Below are 16,232 nucleotides of genomic sequence, written 5' to 3'. Positions count from 1 at the left end.
GGTGCGGATCACTCCGACTCCCACCACATCCAGAACGCATCCCACAGGCGCTTGAAGAAGCCGGCTTCTTCGATCGGCGTGATCGCCACCAGCGGCGACTGCGCGACCACCTTGCCGTCCAGCGTGACCTTCACCGTGCCGATGGCCTGGCCCTGCGTGATCGGTGCGACCAGCGTCTTGGGCACGTCCATCGTCGGCTTCAGGTCGCCGTAGCGGCCACGCGGCACGCTGACCAGCATCGGCTGCGCGACGCCCAGCTGCACCTCCTTGGTCGTGCCCTTCCACACGCGCTGCGTGGCGATGACCTTGCCGGGCTCGTACAGGCGGTGCGTCTCGTAGAAGCGGAAACCCCAGTTGAGCAACGCCAGGCTATCGTCGGCGCGCTGCTTCTCGGAGGTGGAACCCATCACCACCGCGACCAGGCGCTGGTCGCCACGCTTGGCCGAGCTCATCAGGCAATAGCCGGCGGCGGAGTGGTGGCCGGTCTTGATGCCGTCGACGCTGGCATCGCGCCACAGCAGCAGGTTGCGGTTCGGCTGGGTGATCGTGCCGACCGTGAATTCCTTGATCTTGTTGAAGGCGTACTGTTCGGGATAGTCGCGGATGAAGGCGCGGCCCAGCAGCGCCAGGTCGTACGCGGTCGAGTAGTGCTCCGGCGCGGACAGGCCGTGCGCGTTGACGAAGTGCGAGCCCTTCATGCCGATCTGCGCGGCGTAGTTGTTCATCAGCGACGCGAACGCTTCCTGGCTGCCGGCGGCGTGCTCGGCCAGGGCGATGGCGGCGTCGTTGCCCGACTGCACGGCCATGCCCTTTTCCATGTCCAGCAACGGCGCGGTCTTGTTGACGGCGAAACCGCTGTAGCTGCCGTCCGTACCGGCGCCGCCCTCGCGCCAGGCGCGCTCGCTCATCATCACCTGGTCGTCAGGCTTGATCTTGCCGTTCTTCTGCTCGGCCGCCAGCACGTACGAGGTCATGACCTTGGTGATGCTGGCCGGCTCGACGCGCTCGTTGTAGTTCTCGCCCGCCAGCACCTGGCCGGTGATGTAGTCGACCAGCACCCATGCGGTGGCGGTGGGCTTGGGCGGCGGCGGGATCTCGACGGGCGCAGCGGGCGCGGCAGCGGTGGGCGCCGGGGTCGGCGCGGGCGTCTGGGCAATGGCCAGGCCCATGGCGGTGGTCGCGAGCGCGGCAAGGGCGAAACGGAACTTCATCGGCGGAAAACTCCTGGCAAGGCCCGCGGGCCTGACGATTCAAGGCGGATATTGTAGGGAGGCCGGCCCGTTCGTGGGTTGGAAGAACGTAAAAAAACCGGCGGTTTCCCGCGATTATTCGCGCACCAGCTGCGGACGGCCGAAGCCGAGGCCCGCGATGCGGCCGGCCAGGGCCTCCGCAGTCGCGGCATCCGGCGCACCGACGCGCAACCGCCATAGCGTGCCGCCGTTACCGGGCACGTCGGTCAACCGCGCGTCGGCGATGCCGGCAGCCGCCAGACGTGCAAGCGCGCGGTCGGCATTGTCGCGACTGGAGAAGCTGGCTACCTGCAATTGCAGCGGCGACGTCGCAGCGGGCGCCGGGGCCGATGGCACGGACGCTGATACGGTCGTCGCCACCACCGGCGTCGCCGCGCCGCCGGGCTTGCCGGTCGCCACGCGCACGCCGTTGGCCTGCATCCACTGTTCGAAGCCCTGTGCGGTCGCGGTGGTGCCCTGGGGCAAGCGGTCGACCAGGGCGTCCATCTGCGACGGCGTCGCCACGGGCGTTGGGGTCGCGGCGGGCGCCTCGGCCAGCGCGCGTCCGTCCGGGGCCAGGCCACGCACTTCCACACGGCCTGTACCGCGCTGGGTAATGCCCAGCTTCACCGCGGCGGCGTAGCTCAGGTCGATCACGCGTCCTTCGTGGAACGGGCCACGATCGTTCACCCGGACGACGACCGACTTGCCGTTGTCCAGGTTGGTGACGCGCGCGAAGCTCGGCAGCGGCAGCGATTTGTGCGCCGCGCTGTAGGCGTACATGTCGTACACCTCCTGGTTGGAGGTGCGCCGGCCATGGAACTTGTTGCCGTAGTACGACGCAGTGCCCTGCTCCACGTAGTCGTCCACGCGATCGAGCACGCGGTACTGCTTGCCCAGCACGGTGTACGGCGATTTGTTGCCCACGCGTGAGCGCGCCTCGGCGGTGACGACGGGTTCGCGGATGCACTCCAGGTCGGGCACGTGGTCGGGGGTGGTATCGGCCACGCCGGGCTTGTACAGGCCGCCCGCCTTGTAATCACCCCGCGTGGACAGGTCTTCCTGCGCGGGCGCGTAGCGCGAGCAGTCCTTGCCCGCCGTGGGGCGCGAGGAGGAGGACGGCGATGTCGTGGTGCCGCCGGACAACGGCGGCGGCGGGGACTTCTTCGGTGCCGTGCTGCACGCGGCCAGGGCGACGACCAGCATCGGCAGCGCGAGCCACCTCATGCCGGCGGAATCTCGCGGCCGGCGATGGCCTGCGACAGCTGGTACACCGCCATCGCGTACATCTTGGAGTTGTTGTAGCGGGTGATCGCGTAGTAGTTCCGGAAGCCCAGCCAGTACTGCTTGCCGTCGGCGCCATCCAGCTGCACCAGCGTGGCGGTGGCGTCGGGCGCCACCGGATCGAGCGGGCGGTAGCCCTTCTCGGCCAGCTGCACCAGCGTGTAGTCGGGCGTCCAGGTTTCCGGGTTGAACTCCGGATAGCCGTCCTGCAATTGCGCACGCGCTACCACCGCGCCGCCCGGCACCCAGCCGCCGCGCTCGCCGCCTTTCTTGCGGAAGTAGTTGGCGATGGACGCGAAGATGTCCGGATACGTGGTGAACAGGTCCCGACGACCGTCGCCGTTGCCGTCCACCGCGAACTCGCGGTAGCTCGACGGCATGAACTGGCCCAGGCCCATCGCGCCGGCGTAGCTGCCGGTCAGGGTGGCGATGTCGAGGTTCTCCTCGCGGCCCAGCGCGAACAGCTGCGCCAGTTCGTCGCGGAAGAACTGCTCGCGGCGGTATTCGTAGGCGACGCGCTCGGGATTGCCGCTGCGCGGGTAGCGGAAGGCCAGCGTGTACAGCGCATCCAGCACCTTGTGCCGGCCGGTGAAGCCGCCGTAGTTGGTCTCCACGCCGATGATCGAGACGATCACCTCCGGCGGCACGCCGTACTGCTGCTCGACGCGGGCGAGCTCGTCGCGATGTTGCGCCAGGAAGGCACGGCCGCCATCGATGCGCGTCTGCGTGAGGAAGCCCACGCGATACTCGCTCCAGGGCTTCACCCGCTCGGCGGGGCGCGACATCGCCGCGACCACGCTGTCGAGGAACTGCGCCTTGGCCAGCGTGGCCTCGATGTCGGCGGGGGCGATGCCGTACTTCGCCGCGGTATCGCGCACGAACTGCGCGCGCGCGGTGGGGAAATCGACCGGCGCGAGCGCCTCGGGCGGCACGTCGGCCACGCGCTCCACCGACGTCTCGGCGGGCGTCGCGGTCGCAGCGTCGGAAGGAGTCGCCGAGGATCCCGGCGGCGGCGGTTGCGGTGTGGCGCAGGACGCAAGGGCCAGCACCAGAAGACAGGGAAGTACGCGTCGCATCATCGTCGCGAGGGTAGCACGCGACTTTCCGTGCAGGGTGAACAGAGTGCCGCGCGGCGTGGCTTCAATAGCCGTGCACGGGCCGATGCGCACGCACCGCCATCACCAGGCCCAGGCCGGCGAGCAACGACACCGCCGAGGTGCCGCCGTAGCTCAGCAGCGGCATCGGCACGCCCACCACCGGCAGCAGGCCGGACACCATGCCGCCGTTGACGATCACGTAGACGAACAGGGCCATGCCGAGCGTGCCGGCGATGAGGCGCGAGTAGGTGTCGCGCGCGTCCATCGCGATCCACAGGCAGCGACCGACGACGAACAGGTACAGCAGCAGCACCACGGCCACGCCCACCCAGCCGAATTCCTCCGACAGCACGGAGAAGATGAAATCGGTGGTGTGCTCGGGCAGGTAGTCCAGGTGCGACTGCGAGCCCTGCCCCCAGCCCTTGCCGGTCCAGCCGCCGCCGCCGATGGCGATCTTGGATTGCAGGATGTTCCAGCCCGCGCCCAGCGGATCGTTCTCCGGATCGCGGAAGGTGAGGATCCGGTTCTGCTGGTACTCGCGCAGGAACGAGAACCACGAGATCGGCGCGAACATCACCAGGCCCACGGCGGTGCCGCCGAGCACGCCGGCGGTGATGAACCACCACCACGACAGGCCGGCCAGGTAGAGGCCGAACACGCCGCTCGCCGCCACCAGCATGGCGGTACCGAAATCCGGCTGCAGCAGGATCAGGCCGGTCGGCAGGCCGATCAGCAGCGCCGACACGATCGTGGTGCGCCAGCCCGGCGGCAGCGGCTCACGGTGCAGGTACCAGGCGAGCATCATCGGCAGTGCGATCTTCAGCAGCTCCGACGGTTGCAGGTAGAAGAACTTCAGGTCGATCCAGTGCGCACCGTGCTTGCCGGTGCCGATGAACAGCACCAGCACCAGCGGCACCAGCGCGACCGCGAACACGCCCGGCGTCCAGGCGCGCAGGCGCACCGGCGTGACCCGCGACAGCGCCCACATCGCCGCCAGGCCCACGCCGAAGCGCACGCCCTGCGCCAGCACGAGGCGCGAACCCAGCGCTTCGCCGCCCGCGCTGTACAGCACCGCCAGCCCGACCGCCATCAACGCGAGCAATGCCCCCAGCAGCGGCCAGTCCAGCGTGCGCAGCAGATGGCGCAGCACGTCGAACAGCCAGCGCAGCAGATCGCTCATGCCGGGATCCTCGCCGTAGAGGCGGCTTCAAGCCCCTCTCTTCCCGGGAGAGGGGTTGGGGTGAGGGTCGGGGCACGCGCGATGGCGAACACACCGCAAGAACGAAGCGTGAGCGTTGCCACTTCACGAAGCGCTCCGCCCATACGATCTTCGCCGACTCTCACTCCAACCCCTCTCCCGGCGGGAGAGGGGCTCTGATTCGCGGGTGGCGATGGCGGCGTCACGGGCGGTACCGGCGTCGTTGCGGGGGGTGCAGCGGCTGGCACCGCTTCCTCGCCTTCCTTCTCCGGCATCTTGCCGAGCAGATACGCATCGAAGATCTTCCGCGCCATCGGCCCAGCGGTGCTGCCGCCGTAGCCGCCGCCCTCCACCGCGATCGCGATCGCGATCGTCGGGTTGTCCGCGGGCGCGAAGCCCACGAACAGCGAGCGATGGCGCAGATGCATCGGCAGGCTGCGCGGATCGACCGCCGCCGTACCGCGGCGGCTGATCACCTGCGCGGTGCCGGTCTTGCCCGCCATCAGGTAGGACGCGCCCTGGGCCACGCGCCAGCCGGTGCCGCCGGGCTGCATGGTGTCCTGCATGCCCAAGCGCACGACGGCGACGTTCGCCGGATTCCGGCTGATCGGCACGGAGGCCGGCTGCGGCATCGGTTCCCACGGACGGTCGAACCCGATCCGCGATTGCGCCACCAGGTGCGGGCGGCGCAGTTCGCCGCTGGCGATGCCGGCCGTCGCGCGCACGAGTTGCAGCGGCGTGACCTTCCAGTCGCCCTGGCCGATGGCCACGTTGACGGTATCGCCGGGATACCAGCGCTCCTTGCGCGCCTTCAGCTTCGCCTGCGGGGACGGCAGGATGCCGCCGATCTCGCCGCGCAGGTCGATGCCGGTGGGCTCGCCGAAACCGTAGTACGCCATGTACTCGTCAAACTGCTGGATACCCAGGTCCAGCGCGAGCCGGTAGTAGTAGGTGTTGACCGATTGCGAGATCGACTTGCGCAGGTTGGTCACGCCGTGGCCGCGCCGGCTGGCATCGCCCCAACCACGACTCGTGCCCGGCAGGTAGAACATGCCGGTCGACACCACGGTGTCCTCCGGCTTGCGCTTGCCGCTGTCCAGGCCGGCCAGCGCGATCAACGGCTTCAGTGTCGAACCCGGCGCCACGCCGCCCAGCACGAGGCGGTTGAACTGCGGCCGCGACGGATTGTCGTTGAGCAGCTTGAAGTCCTTGCTGGAGATGCCGTTGACGAACAGGTTCGGGTCGTAGCTCGGCAGGCTCACCATCGCCAGCACTTCGCCGGTGCGCGGATCGACCGCGATCGCCGACCCTTCCAGTTCGCCGAACGAATCCACGATGGCCTGCTGAAGCTTCGCGTCCACGCTCAGGCGCAGGTCGGTGCCGGCCTGCGCAGGCACGCGCCCGACCACGCGCAACGCGCGGCCTTCCACGTTGGTTTCGACCTTTTCGTAGCCGATGCGCCCGCGCAACTGTTCGTCGTAGTAGCGCTCGAGCCCGGTCTTGCCGATGTGGGTCAGCGCGCTGTTGATCTCGCCGAGTTGCTCGAGGTCCTTTTCATCGACGCGACCGACATAGCCCACGATGTGCGCGAACAATTCGCCGTACGGATAGCGCCGCGTCAGGTAGGGCACCAGTTCCACGCCCGGATACCGCCAGCGGTCCACCGCGAAGCGCGCCATCTCCTCCTCGGAGACGCGCAGCTTCAACGTGATCGGCCGGAAGCCGCGCGAGGTCTTGCGCGTGGCTTCGAAGCGTTCGATGTCCTCGGGGGAGAGGTCGATGATCCTGCCGAGCTCGGCCACGAGTTTCGCCGGCTCCTTCACCTTGTCCGGGGTGATGTCCAGGCGGAACGCGGGGACGTTCTCCGCCAGCAACAGGCCGTTGCGGTCGTAGATGGTGCCGCGGCCTGGCACGACGGGGCGCGGGCGGATGCGGTTGGCTTCCGAGCGCGTGGCGTATTCGTCGTGGTCCAGCACCTGCAGCTTGAAGTACCAGGCCGCCAACGCCACGAGGCAGGCACCGACCACGGCGAAGCCGATCACCGCCCGGCGGCGGAACTGGTCGGCCTCGGCATGCGGGTTCTTGCTGCGTCGGCGCAGACCTGCCATCGCTCAGCCCCGCTTGCGGCGGCCGAGCCGCAGCGCATCCATCAGCACGAACAGCGGCGGCCAGAACAGCATGCCCACGACCGGCGCCCACCAGTACGGCCACGACAGGGTCGGCTCGCCCAGCGCCAGGTGCACCACGGTGGTCACGATGCGGTCGTTGAGCAGCAGGCCGCCGATGGCCAGCGCCTGCTGCGAGATCGGGAAGAAGCGCAGCCGCGCGCGGAAGCGCTGCAGGATGAAGGCCATGATCAGCAGGCGCAGCGCCTGTTCGCCCAGCAGCGTGCCGAACATCAGGTCGGCGATGAGCCCGATGATGACGGCGAAGCCCAGGCCCGCGCTGTCCGGCGCCTCGATCACCCAATAGGCGAGCACCAGCGCGAGCCAGTAAGGGCGCAGCGGCTGCAGCAGGTCCGGCAGCGGCAACAGGCCCAGCAACAGGGCGACGACGATGCTCAGCGGCATCAGCCAGCCGGTGCGTGCGCGGCTCATCGCTGCGGCTCCTGCGGCGGCATGGTCGCGGGCGGCGTGCCGCCGGGCCCGGACTGCGCACCCTGCGCAGGGGCGGAAGGCGAAGCGGCTGGCGCATTCGCAGGCGCTGGAGCCTGCGGCTGCGCAGGCGTGGTCGACGAAGCCGCAGGCACCTCGGCTCCCGCGCCCTGCGTCGTGGGGGCGGCCTCCGGCAGGAACCGCGACGGGTCCGCCGGCGGTAGCGGCTGCGGCGGCGCGGATTTCAGCAGCAGCACGTCGCGGCCGCGATCCAGGCGCGCCGCCGGGGTCACGTCGCCCACGAGGAAGGCATGGCTGTCGTCCGGCCGCAGCGCGGCGACGGTGCCGACCGGGAAGCCGGCAGGAAACCGCCCGCCCAGGCCCGAGGTCACCAGCACGTCGCCGACTTCCACGCCGCTGTTGAGCGGCACGTCGGCCAGTTCCAGCAGATCGCTGCGGCCGCGCCCGTAGACGATCAGGCGCACACCGTTGCGCGCGACCACCACCGGTACGGCGTGGTCCGGGTCGGTCAGCAGCAGCACCGTGGCGTGCGCGGGCGTGGTGTCGATGATCTGGCCCATCAGGCCGCCGGCATCGATCACCGCCTGGCCCAGGGTCGCGCCGTCGCGGCTGCCCGCGTCCAGCACCAGCCGCTGGCGGCCCGGTGCGAGGTCGATGTCGAGCACGGGCGCCAGTTGCACATCCAGGCCGCGCGAGGTCTTCACGCCGAGCAGCGCGCGCAGTTGCGCGTTGTCCGCGGCAGCGGTCTGCAGGCGCGCCAGGCGCGCATTGGCCACCAGCATGTCGTTGCGCAGCCGGCGGTTCTCTTCGATCAGGCCGGTGCGGGTGGCGGCATCGTCCTGCACGCGCGTGGTGACGCGTCCCGGCAGGCCGGCGAGCCACCACAGCGGCTGGGTGACCACGTTGGCCTGCGCGCGCACCTGCGCCAGCCAGCCGCCGCGATGGTCGAGGACGACCAGGGCGATCGTCAGGGCGAGATACGCGAGCAGTCGCAGGGTGCTGGCGACTTCACCGGGGCGGGATGCGACGGGAGGACCGGCGTAGGAAGGCACTGGGGGGCCGTCAGGAGGAAGGTCGGCGGCGACGCCGCCCGCAGGAAACAAGGGTAACGCGCAGATCATCGGGAAGGCGCAGGCCGGCCGGTTCCGCTTTGCCTGCGACGCGCATCCGCGTCCCCCTCCCCTGTACCGCCCGCAGTGCGGGCGGCCTTACCGCTGCGCCGTTCACTCCGGCGCGAAGAACTCGTTGCCGTGCATGTCGACCAGTTCCAGCGCACGGCCGCCACCGCGGGCCACGCAGGTCAGCGGGTCGTCGGCGACCTGCACGTGCAGGCCGGTCTCCTCGCTGATCAGGCGGTCCAGGTCGCGCAGCAGCGCGCCACCGCCGGTCAGCACGATGCCGCGCTCGGCGACGTCGGCGCACAGCTCGGGCGGGGTCTGCTCCAGCGCCAGCTTGACCGCGCTGACGATGCCGGACAGCGGCTCGTGCAGGGCTTCCAGCACTTCGTTGGAGTTGATCTTGATCATCTTCGGCACGCCCTCGGCGAGGTTGCGGCCGGAGATCTCCATCTCCTGCACTTCGGCCTGCGGGTAGGCGCAGCCGATTTCCAGCTTGATGCGCTCGGCCGTGGCTTCGCCGATCAGCATGCCGTGGTTGCGGCGTACGTAGTTGGTGATGAACTCGTCGAAGCGGTCGCCACCGATGCGGACCGACTGCGAGTAGACGATGCCGTTCAGCGAGATGACGGCCACCTCGGTGGTGCCGCCGCCGATGTCGATGACCATCGAGCCGCGCGCCTCGGTCACCGGCATGCCGGCGCCGATCGCGGCCGCCATCGGCTCCTCGATCAGGTAGACGTCGCGCGCACCGGCCTCTTCGGCCGATTCCTTGATGGCGCGGCGCTCCACCTGGGTGGAGCCGGCCGGCACGCACACCAGCACGCGGGGGCTGGGACGCAGGAAGCGCGACTTGTGCACCTTCTTGATGAAGTACTTCAGCATCGCCTCGGTGTAGGTGAAGTCGGCGATCACGCCGTCCTTCATCGGGCGGATGGTGGTGATGTGACCGGGGGTGCGGCCCAGCATCTGCTTGGCCTCGGCACCGACCGCCGCGACCGAGCGCGAGCCACCGATGGCGCGGTCCTGGCGCACCGCCACGACCGAGGGTTCGTTGAGGACGATGCCCTGCCCGCGCACGTAGATCAGGGTGTTGGCCGTGCCCAGGTCGATGGACAGGTCATTGGAGAACATGCCGCGGAGCTTCTTGAACATCGGGGGACGGGTTCCTGCTGGGGGCTGGAAAATCGCGCAAGGCTGGCGATTTTTTGGGCAAAAACGAAGTCGGCTAGCCTAACAATCCGGCATGGCGCGGGCAAGGAAAAATCTCGTGAATCCGCGGGGAAAACACCATGCGCCGGCATCGCGCCGCGGCGGCTCCGGCGGCTCCGGCGTCGCCGGCACACGTGGCGCCCGGGGCCAAGACTGGCCGCCGCCGGCCCCAGCCGGTAACCTTCGCACCGGCGCGCCGGGAATGGGGCGCACGTCCCGCTTTTCCGGGCGGCCCGGGACGGCCGCACCCTCTCCAGCCGAGTTCGCCGATGTCCGCACTGATCTGTGGTTCCCTTGCCTACGACACCATCATGGTGTTCCCGGACCAGTTCAAGAATCACATCCTGCCGGACAAGGTCCACATCCTGAACGTGTCGTTCCTGGTGCCGCGCATGCGCCGCGAGTTCGGCGGCTGCGCCGGCAACATCGCCTACAACCTGAAGCTGCTGGGCGGCGACCCGATCCCGATGGCCACGGTGGGCCAGGACTTCGGCCCCTACCGCGAGCATTTCGTCGAGCAGGGCATCAACCTCTCGCAGGTGAAGGTGATCGATGAGCTGTTCACCCCGCAGGCGTTCATCACCACCGACCACGACAACAACCAGATCACCGCGTTCCACCCGGGCGCGATGATGCGCAGCTACGAAAACCACGTGAAGGACGTGCCCGGCGTGAGCTTCGGCATCGTCAGCCCCGACGGGCGCGAGGGCATGCTGCAGAACGCGGCCGAGTTCGCCGACGCGGGCATCCCCTTCATCTTCGACCCCGGCCAGGCCATGCCGCTGTTCAATGGCGAGGAGCTGCGCCAGTTCATCGAGCTGACCGACTACGTGACGGTCAACGACTACGAGTCCAACCTGCTGCAGGAACGGACCGGCTGGAGCGAGGCCGACATCGTCAAGCGCGTGAAGGCCTACATCACCACGCGCGGCCCGCATGGCTCGCTGATCCATACGCCCGAGAAGACCTACGACATCCCGCCGGCGCACGAACGCCGCGTGACCGACCCGACCGGCTGCGGCGATGCGTTCCGCGCCGGCCTGATCTACGGCATCGAGAAGGGCTACGACTGGCTGACCATCGGCCGCATGGGCAACCTGATGGGGGCGCTGAAGGTCGAGCACCCGGGTACGCAGAACCAGCGCTTCGACTTCGACGAGTTCAACGAGCAGTTCAAGCAGCAGTTCGGCTACGCGCTGTAACACCGGCCGTCCGGGCACTTTCCCGACCGCCATGACCTTGGCGTAAGGTAGCCCCGGGGGCCGTCGAGGATGGTCGCGCGCCTCGCAGTCGGTCATCGGGCAGGGGCAACATGGTCGTGCAGGTTCGGCATTCCACTCCAGGGGACCCCGCAACCCACGAATCGCCGTTCGCGACCTTCCAGCGATTGGCCCTGCAGGCCCTGCTGGTGGCCATCGTCGTCTTCGCCGCCAGCGGGCTGGGCATCCTGACCCGACCCGAACACCAGCTGGCCTCCTTCTGGCCCACCAATGCGCTGCTGCTGGGGCTGTTCGCCCGCAAGCCGGGGCTGGCCTCGCCCGCCGGCTGGGCGGCCGCGGCGCTGGGCTACGTGGCAGCGGACCTGCTGACCGGCACCTCGCTGCCGACCACGCTGCGGCTGACGATGGCGAACCTGGCCGGCGTGCTGGCCGGCTACCTGCTGTTCCGCCATGTCCGGCACGAGGACCGGCGCCTGCAGCACCCGCTGTCGATGCTGTGGGTGCTGGCGGTGTCGGCCGTGGCGGCGCTCGGTGCCGCGCTGGTCGGCAGCCTGAGCTCGCACGCGATGATGCGGATGGGATTCCTGACCGCCAGCGGGTTCTGGTTCTCCGCCGAGCTGGTCAGTTACGTGGCCATCCTGCCGGTGGTGCTGCTGGCGCCCACCCCGGCCGGCTTCGTACGCACGCTGCACCAGCAGGCGGGCCGCGTGCGTCGCCAGCCGGCGCTGGTGCTGCCCGGGGTCGCGCTGGCGCTGGCGATCCTGCTCGGCGTGGCCATCGGCGGACCCGGCGCCATCGCCTTCCCGGTGCCGGCCCTGCTGTGGTGCGCACTGGCCTACCGGCTGTTCACGACCGCCCTGGTCACGATGCTGCTGTGCATGTGGACGCTGATCGCCATCGCCACCGGCCTGATCGACCTGCAGTTGCTGGAGACCAGCGTGCAGCCGGTGATTTCGTTGCGGATGGGCATGGCCCTGCTCGCGGTGGCGCCGCTGACGGTCGCCAGCGTCAACGCCGCCCGCAACCACCTGCTCGCCACCCTGAACCATGCCGCCGACCACGACGCGCTGACCGGCGTCCTCAACCGCAGCGCCTTCCTGCGGCGCGGCCGGCGGCAGCTCGACCAGTCCCGCGAGGGCGACGCGCCCGTCGTCGCGATGATGCTCGACCTGGACCACTTCAAGTCGGTGAACGACCGCCACGGGCATGCCGCGGGCGATGCGGTGCTGGCGGCGTTCGCGCAACGGGTACGCACCCACCTGCGCGAGGACGGCCTGTTCGGCCGCTTCGGCGGCGAGGAATTCGCGGTACTGCTCTCCGGCGTGGAGGCCGACGCCGCGCTCGCCGTGGGCGAACGGCTGCGCCTTATCGCCAGCGAACCGGTGGTGCTCGACGACGGGCGCGCGCTGGACGTGACCGTCAGCGTCGGCATCGCCGTGTCGTCGGGCAGCGGCCTGGAACGCCTCGAGGACTTGCTGCACCAGGCCGACAACGCGCTCTATCGCGCGAAGGCGATGGGGCGGAACCGGGTCGTCGCCTCGGCGTGAATCGCCGCGCGACGTCGCTTCAATCCCAGCCCGGCATCTGGCTGCCGTCGAGGCCGCCGGTTTCGAACACCGCCTTGCGCGTGCCGCCGTCCTTCACGGGGAACTCGATCTCCAGCACCTTGGTCTTGCGGGCGAGGCGCCACAGCGCCTTGTTGTCGTCGATGAACATCGCGATCGCCTCGTCGGTATCGGGGCGATTGGCCGACATGCGCTTCGCGGCCGCGCCATCGGCCACCACGCTGACATTGCAGCTCCCGTAACAGGCCTTGGCGAAGTCGCTGGCCCGCAGCACCAGGTAGCTGCTGCGCCTCCACTTCGGATGGTCGCGGAACACCAGCTGCACCGGCTTGGCGCCGCTGCCATCCACGTCTACGGGATCCTTGCTGAGGATGGCCGCCGAGCGCTGCATGCCGCCGTCCGCGGACACCTGCGAGTAGTCCCACAGCGATTCCATCCGGCGCTGCTCGCGCGCGCCCTCGGCCTGGGCCTTCACCTCCTCCAGCCCGGGACCGATGCGCTTGGCCGCGGTACTGTCGGGGTACTGGTCGAGCAGCGCGACGCCATGGATGCGCGCCATGTCCCAATCGCGCGAGGCCACCGCACTGTCGTACTTCTTCGCCACCTCGTCGGCCTGCTGTTCCTGCGCCGCCGCCTGCGCCGCGGCCGCCGCCGCGCGCTCGGCCTCGCGGTCGCCGCAGCCCGTCATCGCGACGGTACACGCGGCCAGCAGCAGCCCCTTCCACACATGCTTGTTCATCTTGCCGTTCCTCGTTGGATCAACAGGGCGACGGAAGCCGCCACGTCATCGGGTCTTTCCATGATGGACATATGGCCGCAACCGTCGAGTGAAACCTGCATCGCCTGCGGCATCCGCGCGGCGTACAGCGCCATCGCACTGATGTCGATCACCTGGTCCTGCCGGCACCAGAGCAGCAGCGCCGGTTGCCGGATGGCGCCGGCCGCCTCGCCGGGCAGGAAGCGCTCGGGGCTGCGTCCGATGCGGTCCAGCACCCGTTGCTCGAACGGCGCCTGCGCGATGCGCCAGTCGATCACCGCGCGCGACACCGGCCACGGCAGCGAAGGTTGGGCGGCGCGCTCGTTGAACACCGTATCCAGGTAGCGCTGCAGGGAGGCTTCGTCATGGACGGCGAACGGATTGCCGCCGGCCAGCACCGCTTCGCCGAAGCGGTTGTCGCGGAAGCGCACGCCAGCGGCATCGATCAGCGCGACCCGCGCGACGAGCTCGGGGTGGTCTGCCGCCACCAGCGCGACGATGCCGCCCCCCATCGAGTGCCCGACCAGCACGATGGGGCTGCCTTCGCGCCGGATGCTCTCCAGGAACTGCGCCAGGCGATCGGCCTGGGCCAGGAAGCCGTAGTCCGCACCGGGGATGCGCTGGCTCTCGCCCCAGCCCGGCAGGTCCGGGATCACCAGGCGGTAATGCCCGCCCAGGCGTTCCGCCAGCGGGTACCAGTTTTCCTTGCTGCCGGTGAAGCCATGCACGAGCACGACCGTCGGCGCACCGGGCTCGGCCGCCTCGCGCGTGTCGTAGGCCCAGCGGTGGTCGCCCACGCGCACGCGCGCCTCCGAGAGGCCGATCCACCACCCCTGCAACGCCATCGCGCCGCGCAATGGGGCCATCGGATGGCGCCATGCCCAGGCCACGAACCCGCAAACGAGAACGGCCGCCACGAGGGCGACCGTCCTTGCACGGGCCAGGCGTACCGGCATCCCTTACTGGCCTGCCGAGGCCTTCGCCAGCACGGCCTCGACCGAGCCGGTCGTGATCGGGTGATAGCCCGGCTTGGCGCGTGCGAAAGTTTCCTGCGCGAACACCAGGCCGTCCGGCGTCTTCACCAGTTCCTCGTAGATCGGCATGATCAGCTTGCGGCGGCCGACGCGCTCGATGAACTTCGCGATCTCCGGACGCGCGTCCACGTAACCGCTGCGGATCGTCAGCGGATACCAGCGCATGGCGATCTCGCCATTGGCGGTGCCGGTGAAGTGGTAGGCGTCGTCCAGCTGCTTGACCTGTTCGACGGTCAGCTTGTCGCCCATGCCTTCGATGAAGTGCACCCACTGCTGGGTGATCCAGGTGTTGGTGACCTGCGGGTTCGGCAACTGGCCGCTGCCCTGCCAGGCGATGCGCGCGGTATCGGTGTTGGAGAAGCCGCGCGACTGCACCTGCGGCGCACCGGCCGGGATGCCCGGCGCGTAGATCCATTCCTGGATCTCGGCATCGCTGACCAGGTTGGGATGCTTGTCGAACAGGTTCTTCTTCGCGTACGCCAGGAACTGCTCGGTGGTGATGCTCTGGAAGGCGAAATGGTCGAAGTAGCCGCGCAGGAAGGCATCGAACTCCTCCCGGCCGAAGCGCTCCTCCAGCATCTGCAGGAACCACGCGCCCTTGTCGTACGACACCGCACTGAGCGCGTCGTCGGCATCCAGCGTCGTGCCCGGCTTCACCGCCAGCGCCTGGGTGGCCTCCGGCATGGTGACGATTTCCTTCTTCAGCCCGTTGCGCGCGATCGCGTACTCCATGCTGGACTGTTCCTTGCCATACAGGGATTCGACGATGCGGTTCTCCACGTAGCTGGTGAAGCCCTCGTTGAGCCAACCATGCTTGGCGCTGGAGAAGGTCACCAGGTTGCCCGACCAGCTGTGCGCCAGCTCATGCGCGATCAACGAGACCAGCGTCTTGTCGCCGACGATCACCGTGGGCGTGATGAAGCTCAGGCGCGGGTTCTCCATGCCGCCGTACGGGAACGACGGCGGCAGCACCAGCATGTCGTAGCGGTCCCAGCGGTAGGGGCCGTAGAGCTGCTCGGTGGTGGCGATCATCTTCTCGGTGTCTTCGAACTCCTTCGTGGCCTTGTCGACCATCGACGGCTCGGCCCACACGCCGCTGCGCGCGGAGATCGGCTTGAAGACCAGGTCGCCGGCGGCGATCGCCATCAGGTACGACGGGATCTTCTGCGGCATCGTGAAGGTGTAGTCGCCGTCGCGCGCGGCGGCCGGGTCGTTGTCGGCGCTCATCAGCACCATCACGTCCGGACGCGAGGTCACGTGCGCGCTGTAGGTGTAGCGCACCTGCGGCGTGTCCTGCAGCGGCACCCAGCTGCGCGCATGGATCTGCTGCGACTGGCTGAACATGAAGGGCAGCTGCTTGCCTTCGGTCATCTCCGGCGTGAGCCACTGCAGGCCCGAGGCCTCCGGCGAACTCTTGTAGGTCACCTTCACCTTGGCGTTGCGCGCGGGCGTCTCGATGGTCAGCTTGCTGCCGAGCACCGGGTCCTTGGCGGCCAGCGCGTACTGGAGCGGTGCCCAGGCGTTGTCGGCTTCGCCCTCGACCTTCTCGATGGTCAGGTCGCGCGTATCCAGCACCAGTTGGGTGGCGGCTTTGTCCTTCCAGTCCAGGGTGTAGGTGGCGGTACCGCCGATGGTCCTGGTATCGAAATCGACCGCGATATCCAGCGCCAGGTCGGCGATGGCGACCTTCAGCGGCTCGGCGTAGGAGTGCTCGTCGTGGTCGGCGACCTGGGCGACGGCGGGTTTCTTGGGCGTGGCCACGGGGGTGGACTCGGGTTCCTTGGAGCACCCGGCCGCCAGCACGGCGGCGCAGGACAACAGCAAAGCCAGTGAACGCATCAGGGGACTTCCAGCGATCGGGGGAAGCGCCAAGTTTACCTTCCCGGCCCCCGGGCCGCTTCCCGGC

12 protein-coding genes and 1 pseudogene are annotated in these 16,232 nt (G+C 69.1%); 2 read left to right on the top strand and 11 right to left on the bottom strand.

The features are described from left to right. Positions 1-8: 8 nt before the first annotated feature. The 8 genes and pseudogenes from ASD72_RS07270 to ASD72_RS07235 form a co-directional block, all read right to left on the bottom strand. Complete coding sequence (locus ASD72_RS07270) at positions 9-1,211, bottom strand: D-alanyl-D-alanine carboxypeptidase family protein (RefSeq protein ID WP_056879264.1); 1,203 nt, start codon at positions 1,209-1,211, stop codon at positions 9-11. Between the two features lie 114 nt (positions 1,212-1,325). Beyond that, the gene (locus ASD72_RS07265; protein ID WP_056879263.1) at positions 1,326-2,456 is read right to left on the bottom strand and encodes a septal ring lytic transglycosylase RlpA family protein; all 1,131 of its coding nucleotides are present in this window, start codon (positions 2,454-2,456) and stop codon (positions 1,326-1,328) included. Then, a complete protein-coding gene (gene mltB, locus ASD72_RS07260; RefSeq protein ID WP_056879262.1) occupies positions 2,453-3,592 on the bottom strand; it encodes a lytic murein transglycosylase B in 1,140 nt (379 codons plus the stop codon). The genes ASD72_RS07265 and mltB overlap by 4 nt, the downstream gene beginning before the upstream one ends. 61 nt (positions 3,593-3,653) lie before the next feature. Then, positions 3,654-4,790, bottom strand: a complete 1,137-nt coding sequence (gene rodA, locus ASD72_RS07255) for a rod shape-determining protein RodA (protein WP_056879261.1) — start codon at positions 4,788-4,790, stop codon at positions 3,654-3,656. Then, positions 4,787-6,916 (bottom strand): penicillin-binding protein 2, encoded by a 2,130-nt coding sequence (mrdA, locus tag ASD72_RS07250; RefSeq protein WP_155944522.1) that lies wholly within the window; start codon positions 6,914-6,916, stop codon positions 4,787-4,789. Before mrdA ends, rodA begins: the two co-directional genes overlap by 4 nt. A 3-nt stretch (positions 6,917-6,919) precedes the next feature. After that, on the bottom strand, positions 6,920-7,405 hold the full coding sequence (mreD, locus tag ASD72_RS07245) for a rod shape-determining protein MreD (protein WP_056879260.1): 486 nt from the start codon (positions 7,403-7,405) through the stop codon (positions 6,920-6,922). Positions 7,406-7,641: 236 nt separating this feature from the next. Continuing rightward, positions 7,642-8,475: pseudogene (mreC, locus tag ASD72_RS07240) on the bottom strand (rod shape-determining protein MreC); the annotation flags it as partial. 171 nt (positions 8,476-8,646) lie between these two features. Beyond that, on the bottom strand, positions 8,647-9,693 hold the full coding sequence (locus ASD72_RS07235; RefSeq protein ID WP_055937350.1) for a rod shape-determining protein: 1,047 nt from the start codon (positions 9,691-9,693) through the stop codon (positions 8,647-8,649). Between the two features lie 326 nt (positions 9,694-10,019). On the opposite strand from ASD72_RS07235, the gene ASD72_RS07230 reads away from it, so the two are divergent. Beyond that, on the top strand, positions 10,020-10,952 hold the full coding sequence (locus tag ASD72_RS07230; RefSeq protein WP_056879259.1) for a carbohydrate kinase family protein: 933 nt from the start codon (positions 10,020-10,022) through the stop codon (positions 10,950-10,952). Positions 10,953-11,062: 110 nt separating this feature from the next. Next, on the top strand, positions 11,063-12,517 hold the full coding sequence (locus ASD72_RS07225; RefSeq protein ID WP_081420202.1) for a GGDEF domain-containing protein: 1,455 nt from the start codon (positions 11,063-11,065) through the stop codon (positions 12,515-12,517). A gap of 19 nt (positions 12,518-12,536) precedes the next feature. On the opposite strand, the gene ASD72_RS07220 is transcribed toward ASD72_RS07225, so the two are convergent. The 3 genes from ASD72_RS07220 to ASD72_RS07210 form a co-directional block, all read right to left on the bottom strand. Beyond that, positions 12,537-13,274: a hypothetical protein gene (locus ASD72_RS07220; RefSeq protein ID WP_056879257.1), complete on the bottom strand. Its 738-nt coding sequence runs from the start codon at positions 13,272-13,274 to the stop codon at positions 12,537-12,539. Beyond that, positions 13,271-14,158 carry an alpha/beta hydrolase gene (locus tag ASD72_RS07215; protein WP_235577965.1) on the bottom strand — a complete coding sequence of 296 codons (888 nt, stop codon included), beginning with the start codon at positions 14,156-14,158 and terminating at the stop codon, positions 13,271-13,273. Before ASD72_RS07215 ends, ASD72_RS07220 begins: the two co-directional genes overlap by 4 nt. A 93-nt stretch (positions 14,159-14,251) precedes the next feature. Continuing rightward, positions 14,252-16,165: a M1 family metallopeptidase gene (locus ASD72_RS07210; RefSeq protein WP_056879255.1), complete on the bottom strand. Its 1,914-nt coding sequence runs from the start codon at positions 16,163-16,165 to the stop codon at positions 14,252-14,254. Positions 16,166-16,232: the final 67 nt, after the last annotated feature.

This window comes from Pseudoxanthomonas sp. Root630, assembly GCF_001427585.1.
Taxonomy (GTDB): domain Bacteria; phylum Pseudomonadota; class Gammaproteobacteria; order Xanthomonadales; family Xanthomonadaceae; genus Pseudoxanthomonas_A.
The sequence above is the reverse complement of the archived record's forward strand: the minus strand, read 5'-3'. Positions and strand labels throughout refer to the sequence as shown.